Annotated in this window: 16 protein-coding genes and 1 pseudogene; 4 read left to right on the top strand and 13 right to left on the bottom strand. The window is 45.7% G+C overall.

The window, feature by feature from the left end:
• The first annotated feature begins 44 nt into the window (after window positions 1–44).
• Entirely contained in the window at window positions 45–1,583 is a 1,539-nt protein-coding gene (gene bmr3, locus NSU05_RS01770; protein WP_032724880.1) for a multidrug efflux MFS transporter Bmr3, read from the top strand.
• Between the two features lie 43 nt (window positions 1,584–1,626).
• Here bmr3 and NSU05_RS01765 read toward each other — a convergent pair whose 3' ends face one another.
• From NSU05_RS01765 to NSU05_RS01745, 5 genes and pseudogenes are all read right to left on the bottom strand, one after another.
• Window positions 1,627–3,252: an L-lactate permease gene (locus NSU05_RS01765; RefSeq protein WP_038428329.1), complete on the bottom strand. Its 1,626-nt coding sequence runs from the start codon at window positions 3,250–3,252 to the stop codon at window positions 1,627–1,629.
• Window positions 3,253–3,283: 31 nt separating this feature from the next.
• Entirely contained in the window at window positions 3,284–4,249 is a 966-nt protein-coding gene (locus NSU05_RS01760) for an L-lactate dehydrogenase (RefSeq protein ID WP_014478761.1), read from the bottom strand.
• A gap of 176 nt (window positions 4,250–4,425) precedes the next feature.
• Window positions 4,426–6,405: an alpha-amylase gene (gene amyE / locus NSU05_RS01755; RefSeq protein WP_339204383.1), complete on the bottom strand. Its 1,980-nt coding sequence runs from the start codon at window positions 6,403–6,405 to the stop codon at window positions 4,426–4,428.
• A gap of 148 nt (window positions 6,406–6,553) precedes the next feature.
• A pseudogene (locus NSU05_RS01750) lies at window positions 6,554–7,155 on the bottom strand (DUF6773 family protein).
• A 115-nt stretch (window positions 7,156–7,270) separates the two neighbouring features.
• On the bottom strand, window positions 7,271–8,704 hold the full coding sequence (locus tag NSU05_RS01745; RefSeq protein ID WP_029727054.1) for a YfcC family protein: 1,434 nt from the start codon (window positions 8,702–8,704) through the stop codon (window positions 7,271–7,273).
• A gap of 149 nt (window positions 8,705–8,853) precedes the next feature.
• Between NSU05_RS01745 and NSU05_RS01740 the strand changes: the two genes are divergently transcribed.
• Complete coding sequence (locus NSU05_RS01740) at window positions 8,854–10,005, top strand: M20 peptidase aminoacylase family protein (RefSeq protein ID WP_032724871.1); 1,152 nt, start codon at window positions 8,854–8,856, stop codon at window positions 10,003–10,005.
• A 37-nt stretch (window positions 10,006–10,042) separates the two neighbouring features.
• Here NSU05_RS01740 and opuAC read toward each other — a convergent pair whose 3' ends face one another.
• From opuAC to opuAA, 3 genes are read right to left on the bottom strand one after another with little or no spacing between them, the layout of a single operon-like run.
• The gene (gene opuAC, locus NSU05_RS01735) at window positions 10,043–10,924 is read right to left on the bottom strand and encodes a glycine/proline betaine ABC transporter substrate-binding protein OpuAC (protein WP_003246462.1); all 882 of its coding nucleotides are present in this window, start codon (window positions 10,922–10,924) and stop codon (window positions 10,043–10,045) included.
• The gene (gene opuAB / locus NSU05_RS01730; protein ID WP_003234703.1) at window positions 10,924–11,772 is read right to left on the bottom strand and encodes a glycine/proline betaine ABC transporter permease subunit OpuAB; all 849 of its coding nucleotides are present in this window, start codon (window positions 11,770–11,772) and stop codon (window positions 10,924–10,926) included. Before opuAB ends, opuAC begins: the two co-directional genes overlap by 1 nt.
• A 1-nt stretch (window position 11,773) precedes the next feature.
• Window positions 11,774–13,030, bottom strand: coding sequence for a glycine/proline betaine ABC transporter ATP-binding protein OpuAA (opuAA, locus tag NSU05_RS01725; protein WP_038428328.1), 1,257 nt, complete (start codon window positions 13,028–13,030; stop codon window positions 11,774–11,776).
• 289 nt (window positions 13,031–13,319) lie between these two features.
• On the opposite strand from opuAA, the gene NSU05_RS01720 reads away from it, so the two are divergent.
• Together NSU05_RS01720 and NSU05_RS01715 are read left to right on the top strand one after the other, a co-directional pair.
• Window positions 13,320–13,622, top strand: coding sequence for a metalloregulator ArsR/SmtB family transcription factor (locus NSU05_RS01720; protein WP_010886398.1), 303 nt, complete (start codon window positions 13,320–13,322; stop codon window positions 13,620–13,622).
• 68 nt (window positions 13,623–13,690) lie between these two features.
• Complete coding sequence (locus tag NSU05_RS01715) at window positions 13,691–14,863, top strand: MFS transporter (protein WP_038428327.1); 1,173 nt, start codon at window positions 13,691–13,693, stop codon at window positions 14,861–14,863.
• Window positions 14,864–15,146: 283 nt separating this feature from the next.
• Here NSU05_RS01715 and niaP read toward each other — a convergent pair whose 3' ends face one another.
• The 5 genes from niaP to NSU05_RS01690 form a co-directional block, all read right to left on the bottom strand.
• A complete protein-coding gene (niaP, locus tag NSU05_RS01710) occupies window positions 15,147–16,349 on the bottom strand; it encodes a niacin permease NiaP (protein WP_015715206.1) in 1,203 nt (400 codons plus the stop codon).
• Between the two features lie 121 nt (window positions 16,350–16,470).
• Window positions 16,471–17,562, bottom strand: coding sequence for a toxic anion resistance protein (locus tag NSU05_RS01705; protein WP_003234715.1), 1,092 nt, complete (start codon window positions 17,560–17,562; stop codon window positions 16,471–16,473).
• Between the two features lie 15 nt (window positions 17,563–17,577).
• Window positions 17,578–19,191 (bottom strand): YceG family protein, encoded by a 1,614-nt coding sequence (locus NSU05_RS01700; protein ID WP_032677553.1) that lies wholly within the window; start codon window positions 19,189–19,191, stop codon window positions 17,578–17,580.
• 83 nt (window positions 19,192–19,274) lie between these two features.
• Complete coding sequence (locus NSU05_RS01695) at window positions 19,275–20,048, bottom strand: TerC family protein (protein WP_003234719.1); 774 nt, start codon at window positions 20,046–20,048, stop codon at window positions 19,275–19,277.
• A gap of 51 nt (window positions 20,049–20,099) precedes the next feature.
• Window positions 20,100–20,678 (bottom strand): TerD family protein, encoded by a 579-nt coding sequence (locus tag NSU05_RS01690; protein WP_003241242.1) that lies wholly within the window; start codon window positions 20,676–20,678, stop codon window positions 20,100–20,102.
• Between the last annotated feature and the right edge of the window lie 6 nt (window positions 20,679–20,684).

Genomic DNA, 20,684 nt, shown 5'->3' with positions numbered 1-20,684 from the left:
ATGATATCAGAACTTACATAGAAAAGTAAGAGGAGGTAGAACAAATGGACACAACAACAGCAAAACAGGCTTCCACCAAATTTGTGGTCCTCGGTCTCCTGCTGGGCATCTTGATGTCTGCAATGGACAATACGATTGTTGCCACCGCGATGGGCAATATCGTAGCCGATCTTGGAAGTTTCGATAAATTTGCATGGGTGACGGCATCCTATATGGTGGCGGTTATGGCTGGCATGCCGATTTACGGCAAGCTTTCCGATATGTACGGCCGAAAACGTTTTTTCCTGTTTGGACTTATTTTTTTCTTAATCGGTTCTGCTTTATGCGGGATTGCCCAGACGATGAATCAGCTGATCATCTTCCGGGCCATTCAAGGGATCGGAGGCGGCGCGCTCCTGCCGATTGCCTTTACCATTATCTTTGATTTGTTTCCGCCGGAAAAACGCGGAAAAATGTCCGGCATGTTCGGTGCTGTATTTGGATTATCCAGTGTTCTTGGTCCGCTCTTAGGCGCGATCATTACAGATTCGATCAGCTGGCACTGGGTGTTTTACATCAATGTGCCGATCGGCGCATTGTCATTGTTTTTCATTATTCGCTACTACAAAGAATCTCTGGAGCACAGAAAGCAGAAAATAGACTGGGGCGGCGCGATTACCTTAGTCGTATCCATTGTATGCCTGATGTTCGCCCTTGAGCTTGGCGGCAAAACATACGATTGGAATTCCATTCAGATCATCGGGCTGTTTATTGTATTCGCCGTTTTCTTCATTGCCTTTTTTATTGTGGAGAGAAAAGCAGAAGAGCCGATTATTTCTTTCTGGATGTTTAAGAACCGCTTGTTTGCCACAGCACAGATTCTCGCTTTCCTGTATGGCGGAACATTTATTATTTTAGCGGTATTTATTCCGATTTTCGTTCAGGCGGTCTACGGCAGCTCGGCGACAAGCGCGGGCTTCATTCTGACGCCGATGATGATTGGATCAGTCATCGGAAGCATGATCGGCGGGATCTTCCAAACGAAGGCAAGCTTCCGCAATTTGATGCTGATATCTGTTATAGCTTTCTTTATCGGCATGCTGCTTCTTTCCAATATGACGCCTGACACAGCACGGGTATGGCTGACAGTCTTTATGATGATTTCAGGCTTTGGTGTAGGCTTTAACTTCTCCCTGCTGCCGGCGGCATCGATGAATGATCTTGAACCTCGCTTTCGGGGAACGGCAAACTCTACAAATTCATTTTTGCGATCATTTGGCATGACCTTAGGCGTCACCATTTTCGGAACGGTGCAAACAAACGTATTCACGAACAAGCTGACCGACGCCTTCAGCGGGATGAAAGGCTCAGCGGGATCAGGTGCTGCGCAAAATATTGGCGACCCGCAGGAGATATTCCAAGCTGGAACACGTTCCCAGATTCCTGATGCGATCCTGAATCGCATTATTGACGCGATGTCATCAAGTATTACGTATGTGTTTTTGCTCGCTTTGATTCCAATTGTCCTCGCGGCGGTTACCATTTTATTTATGGGGAAAGCCAGAGTGAAAACAACAGCCGAAATGACAAAGAAAGCAAATTAACATAAAAAAGCAGTACATGCTGGGCATGTACTGCTCTTTTCTATTACACTCCAAATCTTGCAAGAATAAACGTCCATATACAAATAATCACTAACAGAATCAGGCTGTACGCCACTGTCTTTTTAAACAGTTTAGATTCCTTGCCTGTTTGGCCGACCGCTGCGGCAGCGATGGCGATAGATTGAGGAGAAACAAGTTTCGCCATGACACCGCCCGCCGTATTTGCGGCTAACAGCAAGTCTGAACCCGCACCGATCTGCGCTCCGGTGACAACCTGCAAATGACCGAACAAAGCATTATTGCTGACAACAGAACCAGTAATGAACACGCCAATCCAGCCAAGAACAGGACTGACAAACGGGAACAGGTCTCCTGTTTTCGCCAATGCTAATCCAATTGAAGAGCTGAGCCCTGCGAAGTTGGCCAGATTGGCAAACCCCATCACGAAGCAGATCGTCATAATCGGCACCCACAGCTCTTTTCCTGTCTCCTTCAGGGAAGCAAAGGCATCCCGGGAGGAGAACTTTTTGCTGAACAGCCCTGTCACGATGACCGCCGCTAAAATCGCTGTACCAGTCGCTGACAGCAGATCAACTTTAAAGACTGCATCTAACGGCATGGCAGATGGCGCAATCGGCGGCATTTTCATAATTTGCTGATGCAGAAAAGGCATTTTGAACAGGAGCGTTGATTGATATAACAGCCCGCCTTCTTGGAAAAGCGCTTTGAAGGCAGGAAGGCTCCAGATGGTGATCGCCGCAGTTAAAATGTAGAAAGGAGACCACGCTTTCGCAATGTCAGCGGCACGGTATGCCTTTTTCTCACCAGCATCGCCGGCCCCTTCCTCGCGGTAAATCTCTTTCGGCTGCCATTTGCGGAGGAAGAGGGCAAGCCCGCCCATGCTGAATAAGGCAGCCAAAATGTTTGCTAATTCCGGCCCGAGCACCGCCATTGTCAGTGTCTGAACCGCTGTATACCCACCGCTCACAACCAGAAGAGCGGGCCATGTCTGTTTGATTCCTTTCATTCGGTCTAATAAGAATACAAGCAGGAATGGTATTAAAAATGAGATCATCGGCAGTGTCCACATTAATGTCCGTGACAGCTCAAGAGCAGACAAATCACCAATCTGCGCCCCTGTGATGACAGGAATTCCGATCGCCCCAAAGGCTCCGGAGGCTGCGTTTGCAATCAAGCAGAGCGCTGCCGCTTTTAACGGTTTAAAACCAAGTTCGACGAGCAGCGCCGCACTAATCGCAATCGGAACACCAAAACCGGCCGCGCCTTCTAAAAACGCGTTAAAACAAAAACCAATTAATAATAGCTGTAATCGTTGGTCAGGCGAAATGCCGGCAATGCTGGACCGAATAATGGTAAATTTCCCGGTTTTCACTGCGATTTTATACAGCCACACCGCCATCAGGACGATGTAGCCAATAGGCCACAGCCCACTCCCGATTCCTAACAAAACAGAAGAAATCGCTTTTTCAACCGGCATATGAAATGCCAAAACGGAGACGAAGAAACTGACGGCTAGGGTAAGAAATGCCGCAAGAATGCCTTTCATTTTCAAAACAGTTAAAGCCAAAAGAAAAAAGAGAATCGGAGTGAGCGCCACAAGTGCGCTCACATACTCGTTTCCAAACGGATCATACAACTGCTCCCACATTGACAATCAGCCCTTTACTCTAAAGTTGCGGTTAGTTGACTTTTTGTTCTGCAAAATGAGGTTTTAAAATGTTTTTAAGGACGCCGGCGCTGTGAAGGAACTGTTCTTTTTCTTTCTCATTTAAGTTCAGCTCAGTGATACCTGCGATCCCTCCGCGGTTCACGACAGCCGGCACACCGATGTACACGTCATCTGCACCGTATTGCCCGTCCAAATATGTGCTGACAGTTAATATGCTGTTTTCATTATGAAGAATGGCTTTTGTAATGCGAGCAAGACTCATCGCAACCCCATAATAAGTCGCGCCTTTTTTCTCAATGATATGGTAAGCTGCGTTTTTCACATCATCTACAATTTGGTCCAGCTCCTCTTGTTTGTACGCATCGTTTTTCTCAACGAGTTCACTGACCGGCACACCGCCGACATTCGCGTGGCTCCAAACAGGAAGCTCTGTGTCGCCGTGCTCTCCGATAATATGCGCGTGCACGTTTTGAGGCGCTGCGCCAAAGTATTCGCTCAGCATGAAACGGAATCTCGCAGAATCTAGTGTTGTGCCGCTTCCGATCACCCGCTCTTTTGGCAGGCCGCTGAATTTCCATGTTGCGTAAGTCAGGATATCAACCGGATTTGTCGCGATTAAGAAAATGCCGTCAAATCCGCTCGCCATGACTTCACTAACGATGCCTTTGAAAATCTTCAAGTTCTTTTCTACTAATTCAAGGCGTGTCTCACCAGGTTTTTGGTTTGCTCCGGCGCAAATGCAGACAATATCAGCATCCTTGCAGTCTTCATATGTTCCGTAAGATGTTTTGACCGGTTGTGGCGCAAACGCCTTTCCGTGGTTTAAATCCATCACATCGCCCATTGCTTTTTCTTTATTTACATCAATGACCACAAGCTCATCTGTGATCCCTTGGTTAATTAACGCAAATGCATAACTGCTTCCAACAAAACCCGCTCCGATTAAAGCTACTTTATTTACATGTTTGTTCATCATTAATCATCCTTCCAGGGTATGTTTCTCTTTGATGTCTTTTTGTTTGTGAAGTATTTCACATTTATATTGTGCAACACTTCACAAACTTTTGCAAGGGAAAAGTTTTGTCTGATTTATGAACAAAAAAGAAACCATCTATGATGGTTTCTTTCGGTAAGTCCAGTCTAGCCTTGTCTTCAATAAGGAAGAGAACCGCTTAAGCCCGAGTCATTATATAAACCATTTTGCACGTAATCAAAGCCAGGCTGATTCTGGCCGGGCACTTGGGCGCTGCCATTATTAAAAATCACTTTGGCGTTGGTTGTATCCGTGTCCGCAGGCAGCGTCAGCGTGTAAATTCCATCTGCATTTTTAGTCATTGGTTTTCCAGGCCAAGATCCGGTCAATTCAATTGCCTGGCCCCCATCATGTTTATAGATATAAGCATTTACCTGGCTCCAATGATTCGGATTTTGATAGCCGATGGTTTTGGCCGAAGCTGGATCTCTTTTAACAAAACTGTATTTCTCGGTCCTCGTTACACCATCACTGTTCGTTCCTTTTAACATGATGGTGTATGTTTTGCCAAATGGATCTCCTTTTCCGATTGTGAATTGATCTCCATCCTTAAACGCCGTCTCTGGTCCATTATTGATTTGATAAACGGCTTTTGTTGTATTCGCATTTGCACGCAAGGTAATCGTCAGTTGATCATTGAAAGAATGTGTTACACCTGTTTTGTAATTCTCAAGGAAAACATGAGGCGCTTTTGCAATATCATCAGGATAAAGCACAGCCACAGACCTGGCATTGATCGTGCCTGTCAGTTTACCATCATTCACTTGAAATGAACCTGCCCCAGCTTTATTGTCATACCTGCCATCAGGCAATTTTGTTGGCGTATTGATAGAAACAGAGGATGAACCTGCATTTGCCAGCACAACGCCATGTGAGCCGCGCTGATTCATAAATATCTGGTTGTTTCCATTTGGGTTCGAGAGTTCCTCAGGCTGTCCTGCCATCACATTGTGAAATCTATTGACCGCAGTGATAGCCTGATCTTCAAATAAAGCACTCCCGCGATCGCCTATTTGGCTTTTCCCCGGGAATCTCACACCATTTCCGCCTCCCTCAGGTCTGGAAAAGAAAAGAGGCGTACTGCCTGAACGAGAAGCTATCACCGCCCAGCCTAAACGGATATCATCATCGCTCATCCATGTCGACTCTTCATCATCATTGGCATACGTATCATGCGACTCCACCCATGTCACTAGCTTGTCCGCAGACACATCAGATGCATAGTGGGAGATATTCGACACGCCCAGATTGCGATTCTTTAAAGCGGACCTTATGGAATGCCCATAGTTAGACGCTGTCACATTCATATAATTCGCATATGAAGCATCTCTGGAAGCACTATCCTGCAGGATTTCTCCGTATTGAAACTCTGCAGATGTGTTTGTGATATTCGGCCAAAACTGGCTGCCGTAACTCCCATCATCCGGAAGCTCTATATGTTTGGCGGCATCAAAGCGAAAACCGTCTGCCCCGTCATTCAACGCTCTTTCTAAGAACCGTTTCAAATAGGACTGTACTTGTGTATTTTGTGTATTCCAGTCATACAGCCCGAGCAATGAATTCTGCGTGACATCCCATCGATCAGACCAGTTTTTAATTTGTGTGTTTCCATGTGTCCAGTTTGGAATACTCTTAATTTCATTGGAAATCGCGGCATAGTCACTGGTGGTATGATTGATGACCGCGTCAACAATGACCTTTATGCCATATTCTTCAGCGGCTGCACACATTTCTTTAAATTCTTGTTCAGTACCTAAGTAACGGTTGCCAATTTGGTACGATGTCGGCTGATAGAGCCAGTACCAGTTCGACATGCTTTTATTTCCTTGGTTCCCTTCCTTTACTTGGTTAATCGGAGATGTCTGAATGGCTGTATATCCTGCATCATGAATATCCTTCATATTATGTTTTAACGTATTGAACGACCAATTCCATGCATGAAGAATGGTTCCGCTTTTGATCGACGGTGCTGTAAGCTCATTCGATTTGTTCGCCGTTTCAGCACTCGCAGCCGCCGGTCCTGCCAGAACCAAATGAAACAGCAATAAAAATCCAGCGAATAACGGCAGTAAAGAGGTTTTGAATCGTTTTGCAAACATTCTTGACACTCCTTATTTGATTTTTTGAAGACTTACTTCGGAGTCAAAAATCGCTCTTACTTCAATCTTCCGCTTCCTCCTTTCAACCTGATGTGAAGACTGGATAATTTTGTTAACGCTTACATTTTAAATTATCACAATCACTCTATCAAAACAACTTGGCAGAGTGAATACAAATCAATGTTCCTATAAAAAAAGCTGCCCGAAACTGTGAACGCTTCCCTCGCTTTCCAAACAAAAAAAGAAACCATCTATTTTTCAAGATGATTTCTTTTTTATTTCTTCTTTTACCGCTCTTCTGTAAGCCAGCTTCACAATCACATACCGAAGCTGAAACAGAACACCGCCGCAGACGATAAAAAGAAGAATCATTTTCAGCCAAGCGAAGAATGTATGGGGAATCCCCCTGTCGTACATCGTAAGCACCACTACCGCAAAGGCGACCGCAATTGATTCTATTCGCTGCTGCTTCACCCGTTTTTGCAGTTCTTCTTTGGTGTCTATTCTCGGCATGAGCATTCCGGATGCCGCAGCCCTGATGCAGTAATATAAGATAATGATGAACAAAAACACAAGGCTTGCAGCCCATTCTTTAAACGGAAATTCAAACATAATGCCGCGGATGATCACATCAAGCAGCGCAAATGCTCCCGCTATCATCCCAATCTCCGACCAGATTTTTTGTTCTTTTTCTTTTACTCTCTTATTTTTCCCATTCACGCCTGAAAGTCTATTACGCAGATTATTCATGACCTTCCTCCCGCACTTTTACGAATGGCTTATGGCTTACATGTTACAATAACAGCCTGCGCTTCTGCAATGAATAACTCAAAAGCCCGCCGTACAAGCCGGCGGGCAGCAATCGTTAAAACGGCCCCCAATTGATCATGACGCCGATCACGATAAAGACAAGCCCGATCAAGAACCAAATCAGAGCAAGCGGCACCATAAACCGCAGCCACTTGACATACGGAATACCGCTGGCGGCAAGCACCGCCATGAGAACGCCGGATGTCGGGTTCACACAGTTGACGACCCCTTCTCCAAGCATAACTGCCTCCACCGCAACCTGTCTCGTGATTCCCATCAAATCAGCGAGCGGCGCCAGTATTGGAATAAATACAACGGCTTCGCCAGAACCTGAAGAGATGAGAAAATGAAGCAGCGCACTGGCGATATACATGCCGATTGCCCCGGCAATCGGGCTGAATCCATCCAAAAGTGAAGCCAAAGCATTGACGACAGTATCGAGAAGCTTTCCATTTTCAAGGATAACGGAAATGCTTCGTGCCATCCCGACAATCAGCGCCCCGTATACAAGACTTTGGCAGCCCGTAATGAAGGTTTTGGCAATATCGTTCGCCGCAAGCCCGCCTATTAAACCGGCAAGGACAGAAATAAAAATAAATGTCGCAGCCATTTGGGAATCTGACCAGCCAAGCTTCAAAGCGCCGTATAAAAATCCGACAAGTGAGAGTCCCGCCACAGCCAAAATCAGCTTATGGCGAACGGTAAACGGCACTGACTGATCTTCTTCTTTACCGGCTTCGGCCATTCCTGCCGCAGGGAACCAATCTGTTCCTAACACACTGGCATCTTTTGATTTTTTTAATTTTCTCGTATACAAATAGATATAAATAATAGAAGACAGCAAAAAGCATATGTATATCACAACTCGCAGGCCGATTCCTGAGAAAAGAGGGAGCTCCGCGATTGATTGTGATAAACCGAGCGGTGACGGTGATAATATGGTGGAGTTAAATCCAGCGTAGCAGCCGATGTATATAACAGCGGCTCCCGCGACTGCGTCCCATTTTAAGGATCGTGCCACAATGAGGCCGATGGGGATAAAACCAATAACTGAATTCACGACAATCCCGGTTGTTCCGAGAATGGAGAACAATGCGCCGACAATACAAATAAATAATAATTGCTTTGTGCGGAATTTGCTGATGACATTGTAAATCAGGCCATTGATGGCACCCGTTTTTTCTAGAATAGCAATGGTGCCGCCTGTGAATAGAATCAGAAAGATGATGGGTGCTGATCCAACCATTCCATCCTGTAGAGAAGTAAAAAAGCTGATCAAGCTGACCGGAGACTGTTCAATTGAATGATAGCTTCCCGGAACAGCGGTCGTGACATCCCCCTTTGTCACGCGGTCAAATTCACCTGCCGGCACAATATATGAAGCGATTGCGCAAATGAAAGCAATCATAAATAAGAGGACATAGGCGTCAGGCATTTTAAATGTCATTCGTTTTTTCTTAGGCTGTGTTTCGGCTGCTGGCATACTCATATTTCGATCCATCCCCTCTGTTTGAAAATATTAATTATTCTGAATAGTAGCAATATGTGCTATATTATATACAGCCTATCTTCCTGTTTCAATATAAATAAAGTAAAGAAGGTAAAAATTCATTCTGATAGAAGGAGGTATTTCTTACCATGCAAAAGCTTTCAGAAGACATGAAACAAACCATTATGGACATCTTCGAGCATCTGCACGCGAACCCTGAAGTCAGCTGGAAGGAATATGAGACAACTTCATTTTTGAAACAAAAGCTTGAGGATTTAGGGTGCCGGACGCGCACGTTTTCAGACTGCACCGGGGTTGTCGGCGAAATCGGCTCAGGCTCACCTGTTGTAGCGGTACGCGCTGATATTGACGCGCTGTGGCAGGAGGTTAACGGCACATTTCGCGCCAACCATTCCTGCGGACACGATTCACATATGACAATGGCATTGGGCACATTAATGCTGCTAAAAAAACAACCTGAGCTTCCGAAGGGCACAATCCGTTTTATCTTTCAGCCGGCAGAAGAAAAAGGCGGCGGCGCCTTGAAAATGATAGAAGAAGGCGTGCTTGATGATATCGACTATTTGTATGGCGTTCACGTCCGTCCGATCCAGGAAACACAGAACGGCCGCTGCGCTCCGTCTATTCTGCACGGATCAAGCCAGCACATTGAGGGAACGATCATCGGGGAAGAAGCTCATGGCGCCCGTCCGCACCTCGGGAAAAACAGCATTGAAATTGCGGCATTTCTTGTACATAAGCTCGGACTCATTCATATTGACCCGCAAATCCCGCATACCGTCAAAATGACAAAACTTCAAGCCGGCGGTGAAAGCTCTAACATCATTCCAGGAAAAGCATCGTTCAGCCTTGATTTGCGCGCACAGACCAATGAAGCCATGGAGGCGTTAATCGCCGAAACAGAAAGAGCCTGTGAAGCGGCCGCCGCTGCATTCGGCGCAAAAATCGAGCTGCAAAAAGAACACAGCCTTCCTGCGGCAACACAAAATAAAGAAGCTGAAGCGATCATGGCAGAAGCCATTACAGATATCATCGGGGCTGAGCGGCTTGATGACCCGCTTGTCACTACCGGCGGAGAGGATTTCCATTTTTACGCCGTGAAGGTGCCGAATCTGAAAACAACGATGCTCGGACTAGGCTGCGGGCTCCAGCCGGGGCTCCATCATCCGCACATGACCTTTGATAGAAATGCGATGTTCAACGGCATTCACATTTTAGCGAACGCCGTATTAAAAACTTTTCAAAAGGCTGATTCACCCGCTGCCGCTTACGTAAAATAACGCAAAAAAAGCAGCCTGACACAGGCTGCTTTTTTGATTACTTCTTCAAATCTTCAATTGAGTTGACATTTTTCATATATTGAGGAACAACAAGCCCCATCTTCACACCAGTCATACTGGTGCCAATATCATCATATTTGCCTTTATATTTAGCGGCGTATGCTTTATGGGTATTCGGCAGCCATGCGGAAAGGGATGCATCCGCACTTCCCGTCGCAATTGCAGTCCACATCGGCCCAGCCTCTACCTGAGTAAGTGTTACCTCATAGCCCAAGTCTTCTAAGACTTTGCCTATGACGTTTGTACTTGCAATCTCACTGTCCCACGCCACATAGGCAAGGTTGATTTTGTCTCCCTTCACCTTTTGAACGCCTTTTGTCCATTCGGCTATCTGATCCTTGTGTTTATTGACGTACTCAGCAGCAACTTTGGCAGGTTTCTCGCCTTCTTCCACCTTGATCATGATTTCGCCCATTTCGTCTTGCGTCCATTTAAACTGGCTCAGAAGCTTTGCGGCATTCGGCTGCTCTTTGCTGAAGCCTTTGCGTGTGATCGTATGGATTTCCTCTGCGCTGCCATAAGATTGTTTCGGATCATCGAGATATTTCAGCTTATATCTGGAGAACATCCAGTGCGGAGTCCATCCTGTAATGATAATCGGCTTCTTACGGTCGTATGACTTTTTAAGCGTAGCAGTCATCGCAGCACTTGACGCTGAAATCAATGTCCAGTCATTCAGGTCATAATCCTTCATCGCTTTGTCAGTCAGGGACATAATCCCTGAACCGGGGTCAATCCCGATGATGGTCTTATTCACCTGTTCTGCTGCGGATGCATTTTCATCGTTTTCTGAACCGCAAGCCGCAAGTGAGAGCGCCAGCATGGCGGAAACGCCGATGCCGATGATTTTTTTAAGCATCAGGCATTCCCCCTGCTTTTCTTCTTCACTTTAATATTTTGAGTAATACGGTCCAGGGTAATGGCAACGATAACGATGGCGATACCGGCCTCTACTCCGACCCCGGTTTTCAGCTGTGTAACGGCACTGTATACTTCAGAACCAAGTCCCGGTGCACCGACCATTGCGGCGATAACAACCATTGATAACGCAAGCATGATGCTCTGGTTAATTCCGGCCAAAATCGTTTTTGTCGCAAGCGGAAGCTGAACTTTAAACAAACGCTGAGCTGTTGTAGAACCGAATGCCTCAGTCGCTTCAATCAGATCGGCCGGCACTTGTTTAATACCGAGAACAGTCATGCGGATTGTCGGCGGCATCGCGAAGATAACAGATGCAACAACACCCGGCACAACACCGATGTTAAAGAAGAAAATCGCCGGCAATAGATATACGAAAGCGGGCATTGTCTGCATTAAATCAAGAATTGGCGTTACAATACGGCGAACCGTTTCTTTCTGAGACGCCCAAATTCCGATCGGAACCCCGACCACAATCGAAATAATCACAGATGTCAAAACAAGCGCCAATGTTTGCAGCATTGGGTCCCAATATCCTAAATAATCGATCAGGAGGAATCCAATCAACGTAAATAACGCAATTCCCCTTGTACTGATCCACCACGCAAGTGCGGCGAAAATAATCGTTAACAAAATAGATGGAATAAATCCAAGACCGGTGACAATTCCATTTACAAAAGCGGCCAATCCGTTAGCGATTCCGTCGAAGAATCCGCCAAACGTCATCGTAATCCAGTCAACAAAACGGTCAATAATATCTGCTAAAGGTATTCTAGGCAGTCTATCCATCTTATTTCACCTCCTGTGCAGAAGGATCTTGTGTTTGTTCGCCAGTGCCTTCAGCGTTGATATACTCGTTATTGCCGGCAAGTGCGCCAATCAGCGCGCCTCTTACGACAATTCCTTTCATTCTTTGCTTCTCATCCACAACCGCAATTGGAATATTCGCATCGGACACAACGTCAAAAATCTCAGTCAGATACGTATTCTCTGGTACAGTCGTAAATTCTGTATTCAAGATGTCTTGAAGTGACAAATCAGACTCAGCCGCTTTTTTCGCATCAGACGCATAGATAACACCTAATAATTTCTTTTGTTTATCCACTGCATAAATTGAAGAAATTCCAAGGTTTTTCATCAGTGTCAATGCTACGCGAGGCCCTTTATCAATCCGCACTGTTTCAGCGCGTTTCATAATGTGGCCTGCTGTGAGGACTTTAGACAAATCAACATCTTCGACGAATTTCTCAACATATTCGTTAGATGGATTCATCAGGATTTCTTCAGGCGTGCCGATTTGAACGATATTGCCGTCCTTCATTAGGACAATTCTGTCGCCGATCCGCAACGCTTCGTCCAAGTCATGCGTAATAAAGATAATTGTTTTTCCGACATTATCGTGAAGATCAAGAAGCTCATCCTGCATATCTTTACGAATCAGTGGATCAAGCGCACTGAACGCTTCGTCCATCAGAAGGATGTCCGGATCATTTGTCAACGCGCGGGCAAGGCCGACACGCTGCTGCATCCCGCCGGAAAGCTGGTCTGGATATTGGTGTTCAAATCCTTCGAGCCCGACGAGCTTAAGAGACTCAAGCGCTTTTTGCTGCCGTTCTTGTTTGTCTACGCCTTGAAGCTCCAGTCCGTATTCTGTGTTTTCAAGTATCGTTCTGTGCGGGAACAGAGCGAACTTTTGGAAGACCATGCTGATTTTTTTCCGGCGGACTTCCCGGAGCTGGTCTTTTGACATATTTGTTATCATGTCACCATCAATGTAAATACTTCCGGCAGTCGGTTCAATAAGCCGGTTTAACATCCGTACTAAAGTTGATTTACCGCTCCCTGATAGACCCATGATGACAAATATCTCACCATCATATACTTCAAAATCTGCCTGATTAACCCCAACGGTTGATCCGGTTGCTTTCAGGATCTCTTTTTTTGTCTTTCCGTTGGCAAGCATTTGAACTGCCTTCTTTGTTTGTTTCCCAAAAATCTTAGAGACTTTCTCGACTTTTATCTTAATTGGTTTCTCATCTACACTCATATTTTCCCTCCATATTAAGCAATCTTTATTACCGTAACATTTATGTAACTTCCCACACAAACAGCATATTCTCTTTTATTCTGTACCATTTCTTTATAAACATCCATGTGACCACATGATCTTATTTATGCTTCTAAATGCTCTGTAATCCTCCTATATGATTGTATTTTACGGGTGATTTTTCTCCTATCTTTAGTTGAAAACGCTTTTATTGGAATTGAATTCCTCCTTCCTCTTATGACTTCCTGCTCCTTTACTGGAAAAATAAGTTGCTTTTTCAACACCCATTATGTATTATAGTTTCATGACTATGAAACAATCAGATGATCAAATCAGAGCGCAAATTTTTAAAGCACTGTCTGATGAATCAAGGCTTGCCATTATTCGTACGCTTTATGTCAGCGGAAAAGAACTCAGCTGCGGTGAAGTAGGTGAAAAGTGCAATATTGTCAAAACCACGGCATCTTATCATTTTAAAACGCTGCGTGAAGCGGGATTGACGGCAACCCGGAAAGATTCGCGGACAAAATACGTCAGTCTGCGTGAAGACACATTTCAAACATACCTGCCTGGCTTTTTGGAAACCCTCTAACAAAGGGTTTTCTCTATACATATCTGTTTCATAGTTTCAAAGTTATAAAACAATAGGAGTGATAAAATTTGAATCGCATTTGGCTTTTCTTCAGTGTCATGTTTGTCATTGGCACGGATACCTTTTTGCTTTCACCGCTTCTCCCCCTTTTACAGGATCAGTTTCATGTCTCTACTGATTTGTCAGGCTGGATGGTCAGTGCTTATGCACTCGGTTATGCGCTCTTCGCTTTCATTGCAGGCCCAATCTCAGACCGGCTGAACAGGAAAACAGTCATGCTGTGGGGACTTGCAGGCTTTATCGTATCCACATTTTTATGCGGCATCGCTCCCTCTTTTGCCGCCATGTGCCTGTTCCGTTTTGCCGCAGGCGTTAGCGCTGCGTTTGTGACGCCTCAAATTTGGGCGTCCATCCCAGTCATTGTCCAGCCTTCTCAGATCATAAAAGGCATGGGGATTGCGACAGCAGGTTTGGCCGCTTCACAAATGCTCGGACTTCCTATTGGAGGGTTTCTCGCTTCCTTTACATGGCATACGCCATTTTTCGTTTTGTCAGCGTGCTCGCTTATTCTTCTATTGATCCTGGCGACGGTCATGCCTGGCATCCGGCCTTCTGAACCATTGGCGCGCCCATCAATTTTCAACCCCTATCGGGAGCTTTTTTCATTGCCGAAAACATCGGTTATTCTGCTTGCCTATTTTCTGTTTCAAACCGGAAACTTCGCATCGTTCAGCTTTCTGGGTACTTGGCTTTCCACGGATTATCATTTAACCGTGTCACAAATTGGCGCAGCTATGCTTGTACTCGGACTGGGAAATATGCTCGGGAGCCTTATCGGCAGCCGGGTTTCAGAAAAGCTGGGCATGTTTAAAACACTGATCAGCGGGATGCTGCTAATGGGCGCTCTCTATTTCGCTCTTCCGTTCTTTCCAAACTTGTTTTTAGTAGAAGCCGGCTTTTTTCTCACGTTCTTTACAGCTGGCATCATCTTTCCGTTAATGATGGGTGTCTTTCAATCCATTGCACCAAATGCGCGAGGAACCATCGCTTCCCTTTCCAATGCCGCTATGTATGCCGGAACCACTGTCGGTACAAGTATTGCAGGTTTTTTATATCAAAGCACACAGCATTTCGGAGCTGTCACAGGATTTACTGCCATTCTGTTCATACTTTCTATGACGCTCTACCAGACAATTAGTAAAACCGGGAAACGCCAATCCGCAGCCCGGGCGCAATTGTAAAAAAGCACCTCATTCAGAGGTACCTCAGATTGTTGACAAAATTCTAAAATGGTTTTCATTTTAGAATTTTGTCATTTTTTCAGCGTGATTGAAAACCCTTGAAGTCTAGGAAGGACGAGCATAGGAGCGGACATTCACAGGATGTGATGACGACGGCGTTTAGGCAGGACGCCTGAGAATTTAGCCGTTGATCCACTTCGCATTGAGCACCGAAGCGCAGTCCTGACAACGAATGCGAGGGTTTGTCGACACGCGAAAGCACCTCATTCAAGAGGTGCTTTTCCTATTCTAGCTCAGTTTGTTTCGTTTCTTTCCCCATAATCAAAATACAAGCAACCGCGAGTAAGATTGCAATGCAAAAGATTGAAAAGATGACCGAAAACGAAATATGACGGGCTGCGAGCGTTCCGACAAGCAAAGGCCCGAAGATGCCGCCGATTCTTCCAAACGCTGCTGTCGTTCCTGAACCTGTTGCTCGAATCGCAGTCGGGTATTGCTCCGGGGTATAAGCATACAGCACGCCCCATGCACCGAGATTGAAAAACGATAACAGCATTCCAGCCGTAAGCAGAAGACTTAAGGAATCCGCCGTTCCGAAGAAATAGGCGCTTCCTGCTGTGCCAATCAAGTAAACGACGAGTATCCACTTCCGGCCCGCTTTTTCAATCAGCCATGCGGCAGAGAAATAGCCAGGTAGCTGAGCAAGCGTCATCAGCAGGACATATTCAAAGCTTTGAATCATGCTGAAGCCTTTCAGCAGCATGACACTCGGGAGCCATAGGAACATGCCGTAATAAGAAAACACCACACAGAACCAAACGATCGACAGCATCACGGTCGGCCGTATATACTGTCTTGCCCAGACGCTTTTTACATTCTCCCACACCGACCTCTTTTTGGCAGAAAGCGATTCATATTTCGGCGAATCAGGCAGACTCGTTCGCAGGTACAGCGCATAAAAAGCAGTCAGCGCAGTTAACAGCAGGGCAGCCTGCCAGCCAAAGCTTGGTATCACAAAGTAAGAAATCAAGGCCGCTGCGAGCCAGCCCACGGCCCAAAAGCTTTCCAAAAGCACAATCACTCTGCCTCGCTTTTCAGGCACAACCGCTTCCGAAACGAGTGTTGAAGCGACTGGAAGCTCGCCGCCAAGTCCCATACCAATCACGAAACGAAGGATTAGAAATGCCGATAAGCTCGTCACAAAAGCGGAAATGCCGCTTCCGATGGAAAAGCATAAAAGGGTGATGATAAACACTTTTTTGCGGCCGATTCGATCAGCAAGCAAACCAAACAAAAACGCACCCGCGGCCATGCCGATGGAATTGACGCTTCCGATCCATTTCATTTCCTCGGGCGACAGATTCCACTCTACATGGAGCGCGGCGATAATAAACGATAATATTCCGACATCCATTGCATCAAACAGCCACCCCAAACCGGCGACGCCCAGCAGTTTACGCTGGGATATAGGCTGTTGTTTTCCCATTGCCAACACCTCTGATATGCAAAATGATTACCGTTTAAGTTTACACCTGTCTTTACACATTGTCATTAACTAAATGATGTAATTGAAAAACCCCGCTTATGTTCCACAAGCGGGGTTTTTATTATTGCTGCAATGCTGCTTTTTTAATATTATCCTGAAGCTGTGCAATTCGTCTCGCGCCGTCTTCGCGGAGGCGCTTGTTTTCTTCTTCGATTTGTTTTGTTTCCTGCATGCCGCTGACAATCGTGTTCCAAGACGATTCGATCGTTTCAATATCTATGCTCGGTCTGCCGGCCATTCTGGCAATTTCAACACTTTGGCTCGAGATGTTTTCAGCATTTCGTTTCAGCATCTCGTTTGTCCGGCGGTCAAGCTCGCTCATGGAATCAGCCACAAGCTTTTGCCGCTTTACCGTAACAGCCTGAATAATGCCGTTTTTGAAAATCGGAATGGTAATGATAAACGCGGAGTTGATTTTCCCGATCAGCTTTGCATTTCCTCGCTGCAGGAGACGGATTTGAGGAGCAGTTTGAAGCGCCACCATCCGTGCCATATCCAGATCATACACCCGTTCCTCAAGCGCCTGAATGCCGTTGCGCAACGTATCGAGCTGCATTTGCGCCAGCTGGTTCCCGCTTGCCGCTTTTTCCTCATATGAAGGAAGGATCGACTGCATCTCTTCCAGTTTCATCTGCCCGGCAACGACGTATTTTTCAAGCTCCATATAGTATTTGATATTGTTTTCATACATTTCATCGAGCGTGTAGTTCGTCTTCGTCATCTCATCTTTGTATTTTGAAATCTCAACGTGGATTTTTTCAATCTCTCCGCCAAGCGTCTGATACTTTTTAAAGATTTTTTCAATCATGCTGCCGCCGCGTTTGAAAATTTTCGCCATTAATCCCTTTGGCTCATCAAAATCATTTTTGTCGAAGCGGTCCATGATTTTCCCAAGCTGAGTCAGCATTGTGCCGGAGTCTGTCACGCTTGTTGTTTTCATCATCCCTAAGATGCGGTCAGAGAACTTGGATATTTCAACGGCCGGCTCCTTGCCGTACTCAAGCAGCTCCATTTGGTTTTTGACGTCAATTTGTTGAGCAAGCCGCTTCACTTCTGGTTCCTGACGAAGCTGAAGACGGATATCGTCAGCTTTTTGCTGGGAAATCTCTTCATTTTTATCGAGAACAAGCGGATTTTGATTTTCTGTTGTCATGCTTTTCTTCTCTCCTTATTTTTGGGTAATGGTTCTGAAGAGCCTTTTCACAAGCGAAGGCTCTTTGTAGTCCTGCTGAAACACCATGTCATCCAGCCAGTGGATATCATACTGGTCATCTTCAATAAACTGCTCAATATCTTGGTGTCCGGGCGGATTATAAATGATGATATCGATTCCAATTTCATTCAGGAACAGCAGGGCAGCAGCATCCGAACGCGTGAGTCCGCCGCTCATTTCCGTATGATATAAAACGAGTTTCGGAACGGTTTGCGCATAGTCGAACATTTGAATCAATTTCAGCAGATTAGCAGGCAGATTTGTTGTTTGTTTAAACAAATAGATTTGAACATCCTTGACTTGTTCCTGATGCAAAGCTTTAAGCCGCGGGTGCCTGCACATTCTCGAAATCGTTTTGGCAATGGCAGTCTGAACGCCCGCCGGCAGCTGTTTGTACTGCCACACATTGCTTGCCATCAGCTTGTCCGGATCAATGTTCCCTTCTTGATCAAGTGCGTGGCTGTAGTGAAATTGATAGTTCGACTTTATTTCTTCTGTAAATGGAAAGCTTCTGACCATTTCTGTTTCCTGATAATCCGCTAGAGTATGAAGCCTGTTCCAATATTCCTTATTGTCTTTCGACACGCCCATAATTTTGGCGAATACATTCGGAATCTCAATGGAATGTTTATCAGCTTTGAAATTCGGCCGAATAAAGGCGCGTTCTTTCGTGATTAAAAACAATTCATCATAGGTCGTTTTCAGCGTAACGGACACCGGTGTGTGATCTCTGAACTGCCACGGCTTATACAGCATGGATTCCTCGTGATTCAGCACATGTTCAATTTCCTTTGTTGAGCGGTAAGCCACTGTTGATTTCCGGTCTGGTTTTTCTTTCGGAAACGGCTGAAGCTCCGAAACATCCGGGAGCTTTTCCGTAAAACCGAGCTCCTGCTTCGGGTCGACAAGCGCCAGCTGATCCGTTCCCGCCGGATGGAACAGCAGTACATCACAGCCGACCAGCATCAGATAATATAAGAAATAGAGCTGGCTTTTCGTCGCATCTCCATACCAAACAACCTTCGGCATCTCCCGCTCTATATCGGTTTTTTCCAGCCAAGGGTTCAGATGGTTTAAGGAAAACTTCGAGACATCAAGCAGCACTCTGCGAAAATCAGGATGATTCAGCCCCTTTTCATGACTGTCCGCAAAGGTATGTAAAAGCGTCATCAGCGCTTTTCTTAAATGGCGGTGCATCAGGGGATTTGAGTGCTTCGCAATCAGCTTTTCCCCGTCCAGAAAGGCAACAAAGCGGCTGACTGACAGCCCTTTTTCTTTCTGATTGATGGAATGAATATGCTGAAGCTTTTGAAATGTTTCCGGTTCGATTGTTTTATCAAGCGTTTCACTCAAAATCGTTATGCGGTCGTTTACAGACAGCTCATACAGCTCGTTATAGTAGTCCGTCTCATCAATAGGCGTGCCCAATATCTGCCCGGCAAGACGAGAAAAAGAAAGGCCTTGTGCAGTTTCATAGTGATCCCGCTCCGGCAATGGCTGAAACAGCAGGCTTTTCCAATCGCCATCAGCCGGAAGTGCTTTATGAATGGTTAGTTCTTCTTGTCTCATCATATCCTCCTTTCCGGTTTGTCATTGAACGATATTTCGGTAACAAAAAAGGAAGGACATTGAACCTCCCTCCTTGTTTTGTTTTATTCTTCTTTTGAAGCGGCTGTTTGTTCGCGCACCTGCTTTTGTTTATTGATGTAGTGAATGATCAATGTTACCGCAAATGCAGCGATAATGATAATGAAGAATACAGAGTGCGGCATTTCGTAATGGAAAGCGCTCCCCGCCATTTTCAGCGCGATAATGCCGATTAAGACGAATGCTGTGTTTTCCAGCTCAGGAATTTTATCAATCAGCACAAGGAATACTTTTGCCACTGTACGCATCATTAAAATACCAAGCATACCGCCAATCAGAAGCACCCATACTTTTTCAGATACTGCAAACGCGGCCAGGATGCTGTCCACAGAGAAGGCAAGATCCATTAATTCTACTGAAATGACAGTCGCCCAGAAGATCCCAAACGTGCGGACCATCCAAGAGTTTTTCTTGATGCCGTCCGCTTCCTCTTCTTTTTCGCCAATCCAGAAGTGCTTAATGACGAGCCAAGCCAGGTAAAGCGCGCCAAGCACCTTGATCCACCAGAATTTAATGAGAAGCATACCGAGCCCGATGAAAATAAACCTGAAAATATAAGCTCCAAACAAACCATACGTTAACGCTTTTTTCCGCTGTTTTTCCGGCAGGTGTTTAACCATGACCGCAAGAACAAGCGCGTTATCGGCCGATAAAAGGCCTTCCAGAACAACAAGGGAACCGATCAAACCCCAGGAAACAGGATCAGTCAGAACTTCCCCCCACATTTTCCAATCGAAAAATGAAGCATACGTAGACAAAATATGATGTAAAAAGTCCAAGTTTTTTCCTCCTATTAATTTGAAACGGTGACTTCTCTATTTGTCACTCGCTTACACTTGCAAACCGTAATTCCGGCACAATGCAGCCAGCCCGCCGGAAAATCCGCTGCCGATTGCATTGAATTTCCACTCGCCGCCGTGTCTGTAAAGCTCACAAACGACAACAGCTGTTTCAATGGAGAAGTCTTCTCCCAAATCGAAGCGAAGAAGCTCATTCTGCGTTTCTTCATCCACAACGCGGACAAATGCATTGGAAACTTGTCCAAAGTTTTGGCTGCGTGCTTCAGCGTCGTGAATGGTCACTGTGATGCCGATTTTCTCAATGTGAGCAGGGATTTTTGAGAAATCAACGATAATCTGCTCATCATCTCCGTCGCCCTCACCCGTGCGGTTGTCACCCGTATGGATGACACCGCCGCTCGGATGTTCAAGGTTATTATAGAAGACGAAATCGAGATCATTTACGCAGTTATCATGCGCATCAACTAAAAAGGCCGAAGCATCCAGGTCAAAATCGTGTCCGCCGGAGTACTTGTTTGTATCCCAGCCTAAGCCGATCACCGCTTTAGTCAGTCCCGGATTTGTTTTTGTTAAATCAATGCGCTGTCCTTTTGATAATTGAATGGCCATACTGCC

Origin of the sequence: Bacillus sp. EU52, assembly GCF_037964975.1 — a bacterium.
GTDB lineage: Bacteria > Bacillota > Bacilli > Bacillales > Bacillaceae > Bacillus > Bacillus subtilis.
This window is presented reverse-complemented; position numbering and strand designations above follow the sequence as displayed.

What these genes read in the sequence shown, in the direction of transcription:
- opuAC (WP_003246462.1), bottom strand. Translation starts at nt 10,924, where the DNA reads ATGCTTAAAAAAATCATCGGCATCGGCGTTTCCGCCATGCTGGCGCTC.
- NSU05_RS01705 (WP_003234715.1), bottom strand. Translation starts at nt 17,562, where the DNA reads ATGACAACAGAAAATCAAAATCCGCTTGTTCTCGATAAAAATGAAGAG.
- NSU05_RS01745 (WP_029727054.1), bottom strand. Translation starts at nt 8,704, where the DNA reads ATGAGTATGCCAGCAGCCGAAACACAGCCTAAGAAAAAACGAATGACA.
- niaP (WP_015715206.1), bottom strand. Translation starts at nt 16,349, where the DNA reads ATGGGAAAACAACAGCCTATATCCCAGCGTAAACTGCTGGGCGTCGCC.
- NSU05_RS01765 (WP_038428329.1), bottom strand. Translation starts at nt 3,252, where the DNA reads ATGTGGGAGCAGTTGTATGATCCGTTTGGAAACGAGTATGTGAGCGCA.
- NSU05_RS01720 (WP_010886398.1), top strand. Translation starts at nt 13,320, where the DNA reads ATGTATTATAGTTTCATGACTATGAAACAATCAGATGATCAAATCAGA.
- bmr3 (WP_032724880.1), top strand. Translation starts at nt 45, where the DNA reads ATGGACACAACAACAGCAAAACAGGCTTCCACCAAATTTGTGGTCCTC.
- NSU05_RS01690 (WP_003241242.1), bottom strand. Translation starts at nt 20,678, where the DNA reads ATGGCCATTCAATTATCAAAAGGACAGCGCATTGATTTAACAAAAACA.
- NSU05_RS01700 (WP_032677553.1), bottom strand. Translation starts at nt 19,191, where the DNA reads ATGAGACAAGAAGAACTAACCATTCATAAAGCACTTCCGGCTGATGGC.
- opuAA (WP_038428328.1), bottom strand. Translation starts at nt 13,030, where the DNA reads ATGAGTGTAGATGAGAAACCAATTAAGATAAAAGTCGAGAAAGTCTCT.
- NSU05_RS01760 (WP_014478761.1), bottom strand. Translation starts at nt 4,249, where the DNA reads ATGATGAACAAACATGTAAATAAAGTAGCTTTAATCGGAGCGGGTTTT.
- opuAB (WP_003234703.1), bottom strand. Translation starts at nt 11,772, where the DNA reads ATGGATAGACTGCCTAGAATACCTTTAGCAGATATTATTGACCGTTTT.
- NSU05_RS01740 (WP_032724871.1), top strand. Translation starts at nt 8,854, where the DNA reads ATGCAAAAGCTTTCAGAAGACATGAAACAAACCATTATGGACATCTTC.
- amyE (WP_339204383.1), bottom strand. Translation starts at nt 6,405, where the DNA reads ATGTTTGCAAAACGATTCAAAACCTCTTTACTGCCGTTATTCGCTGGA.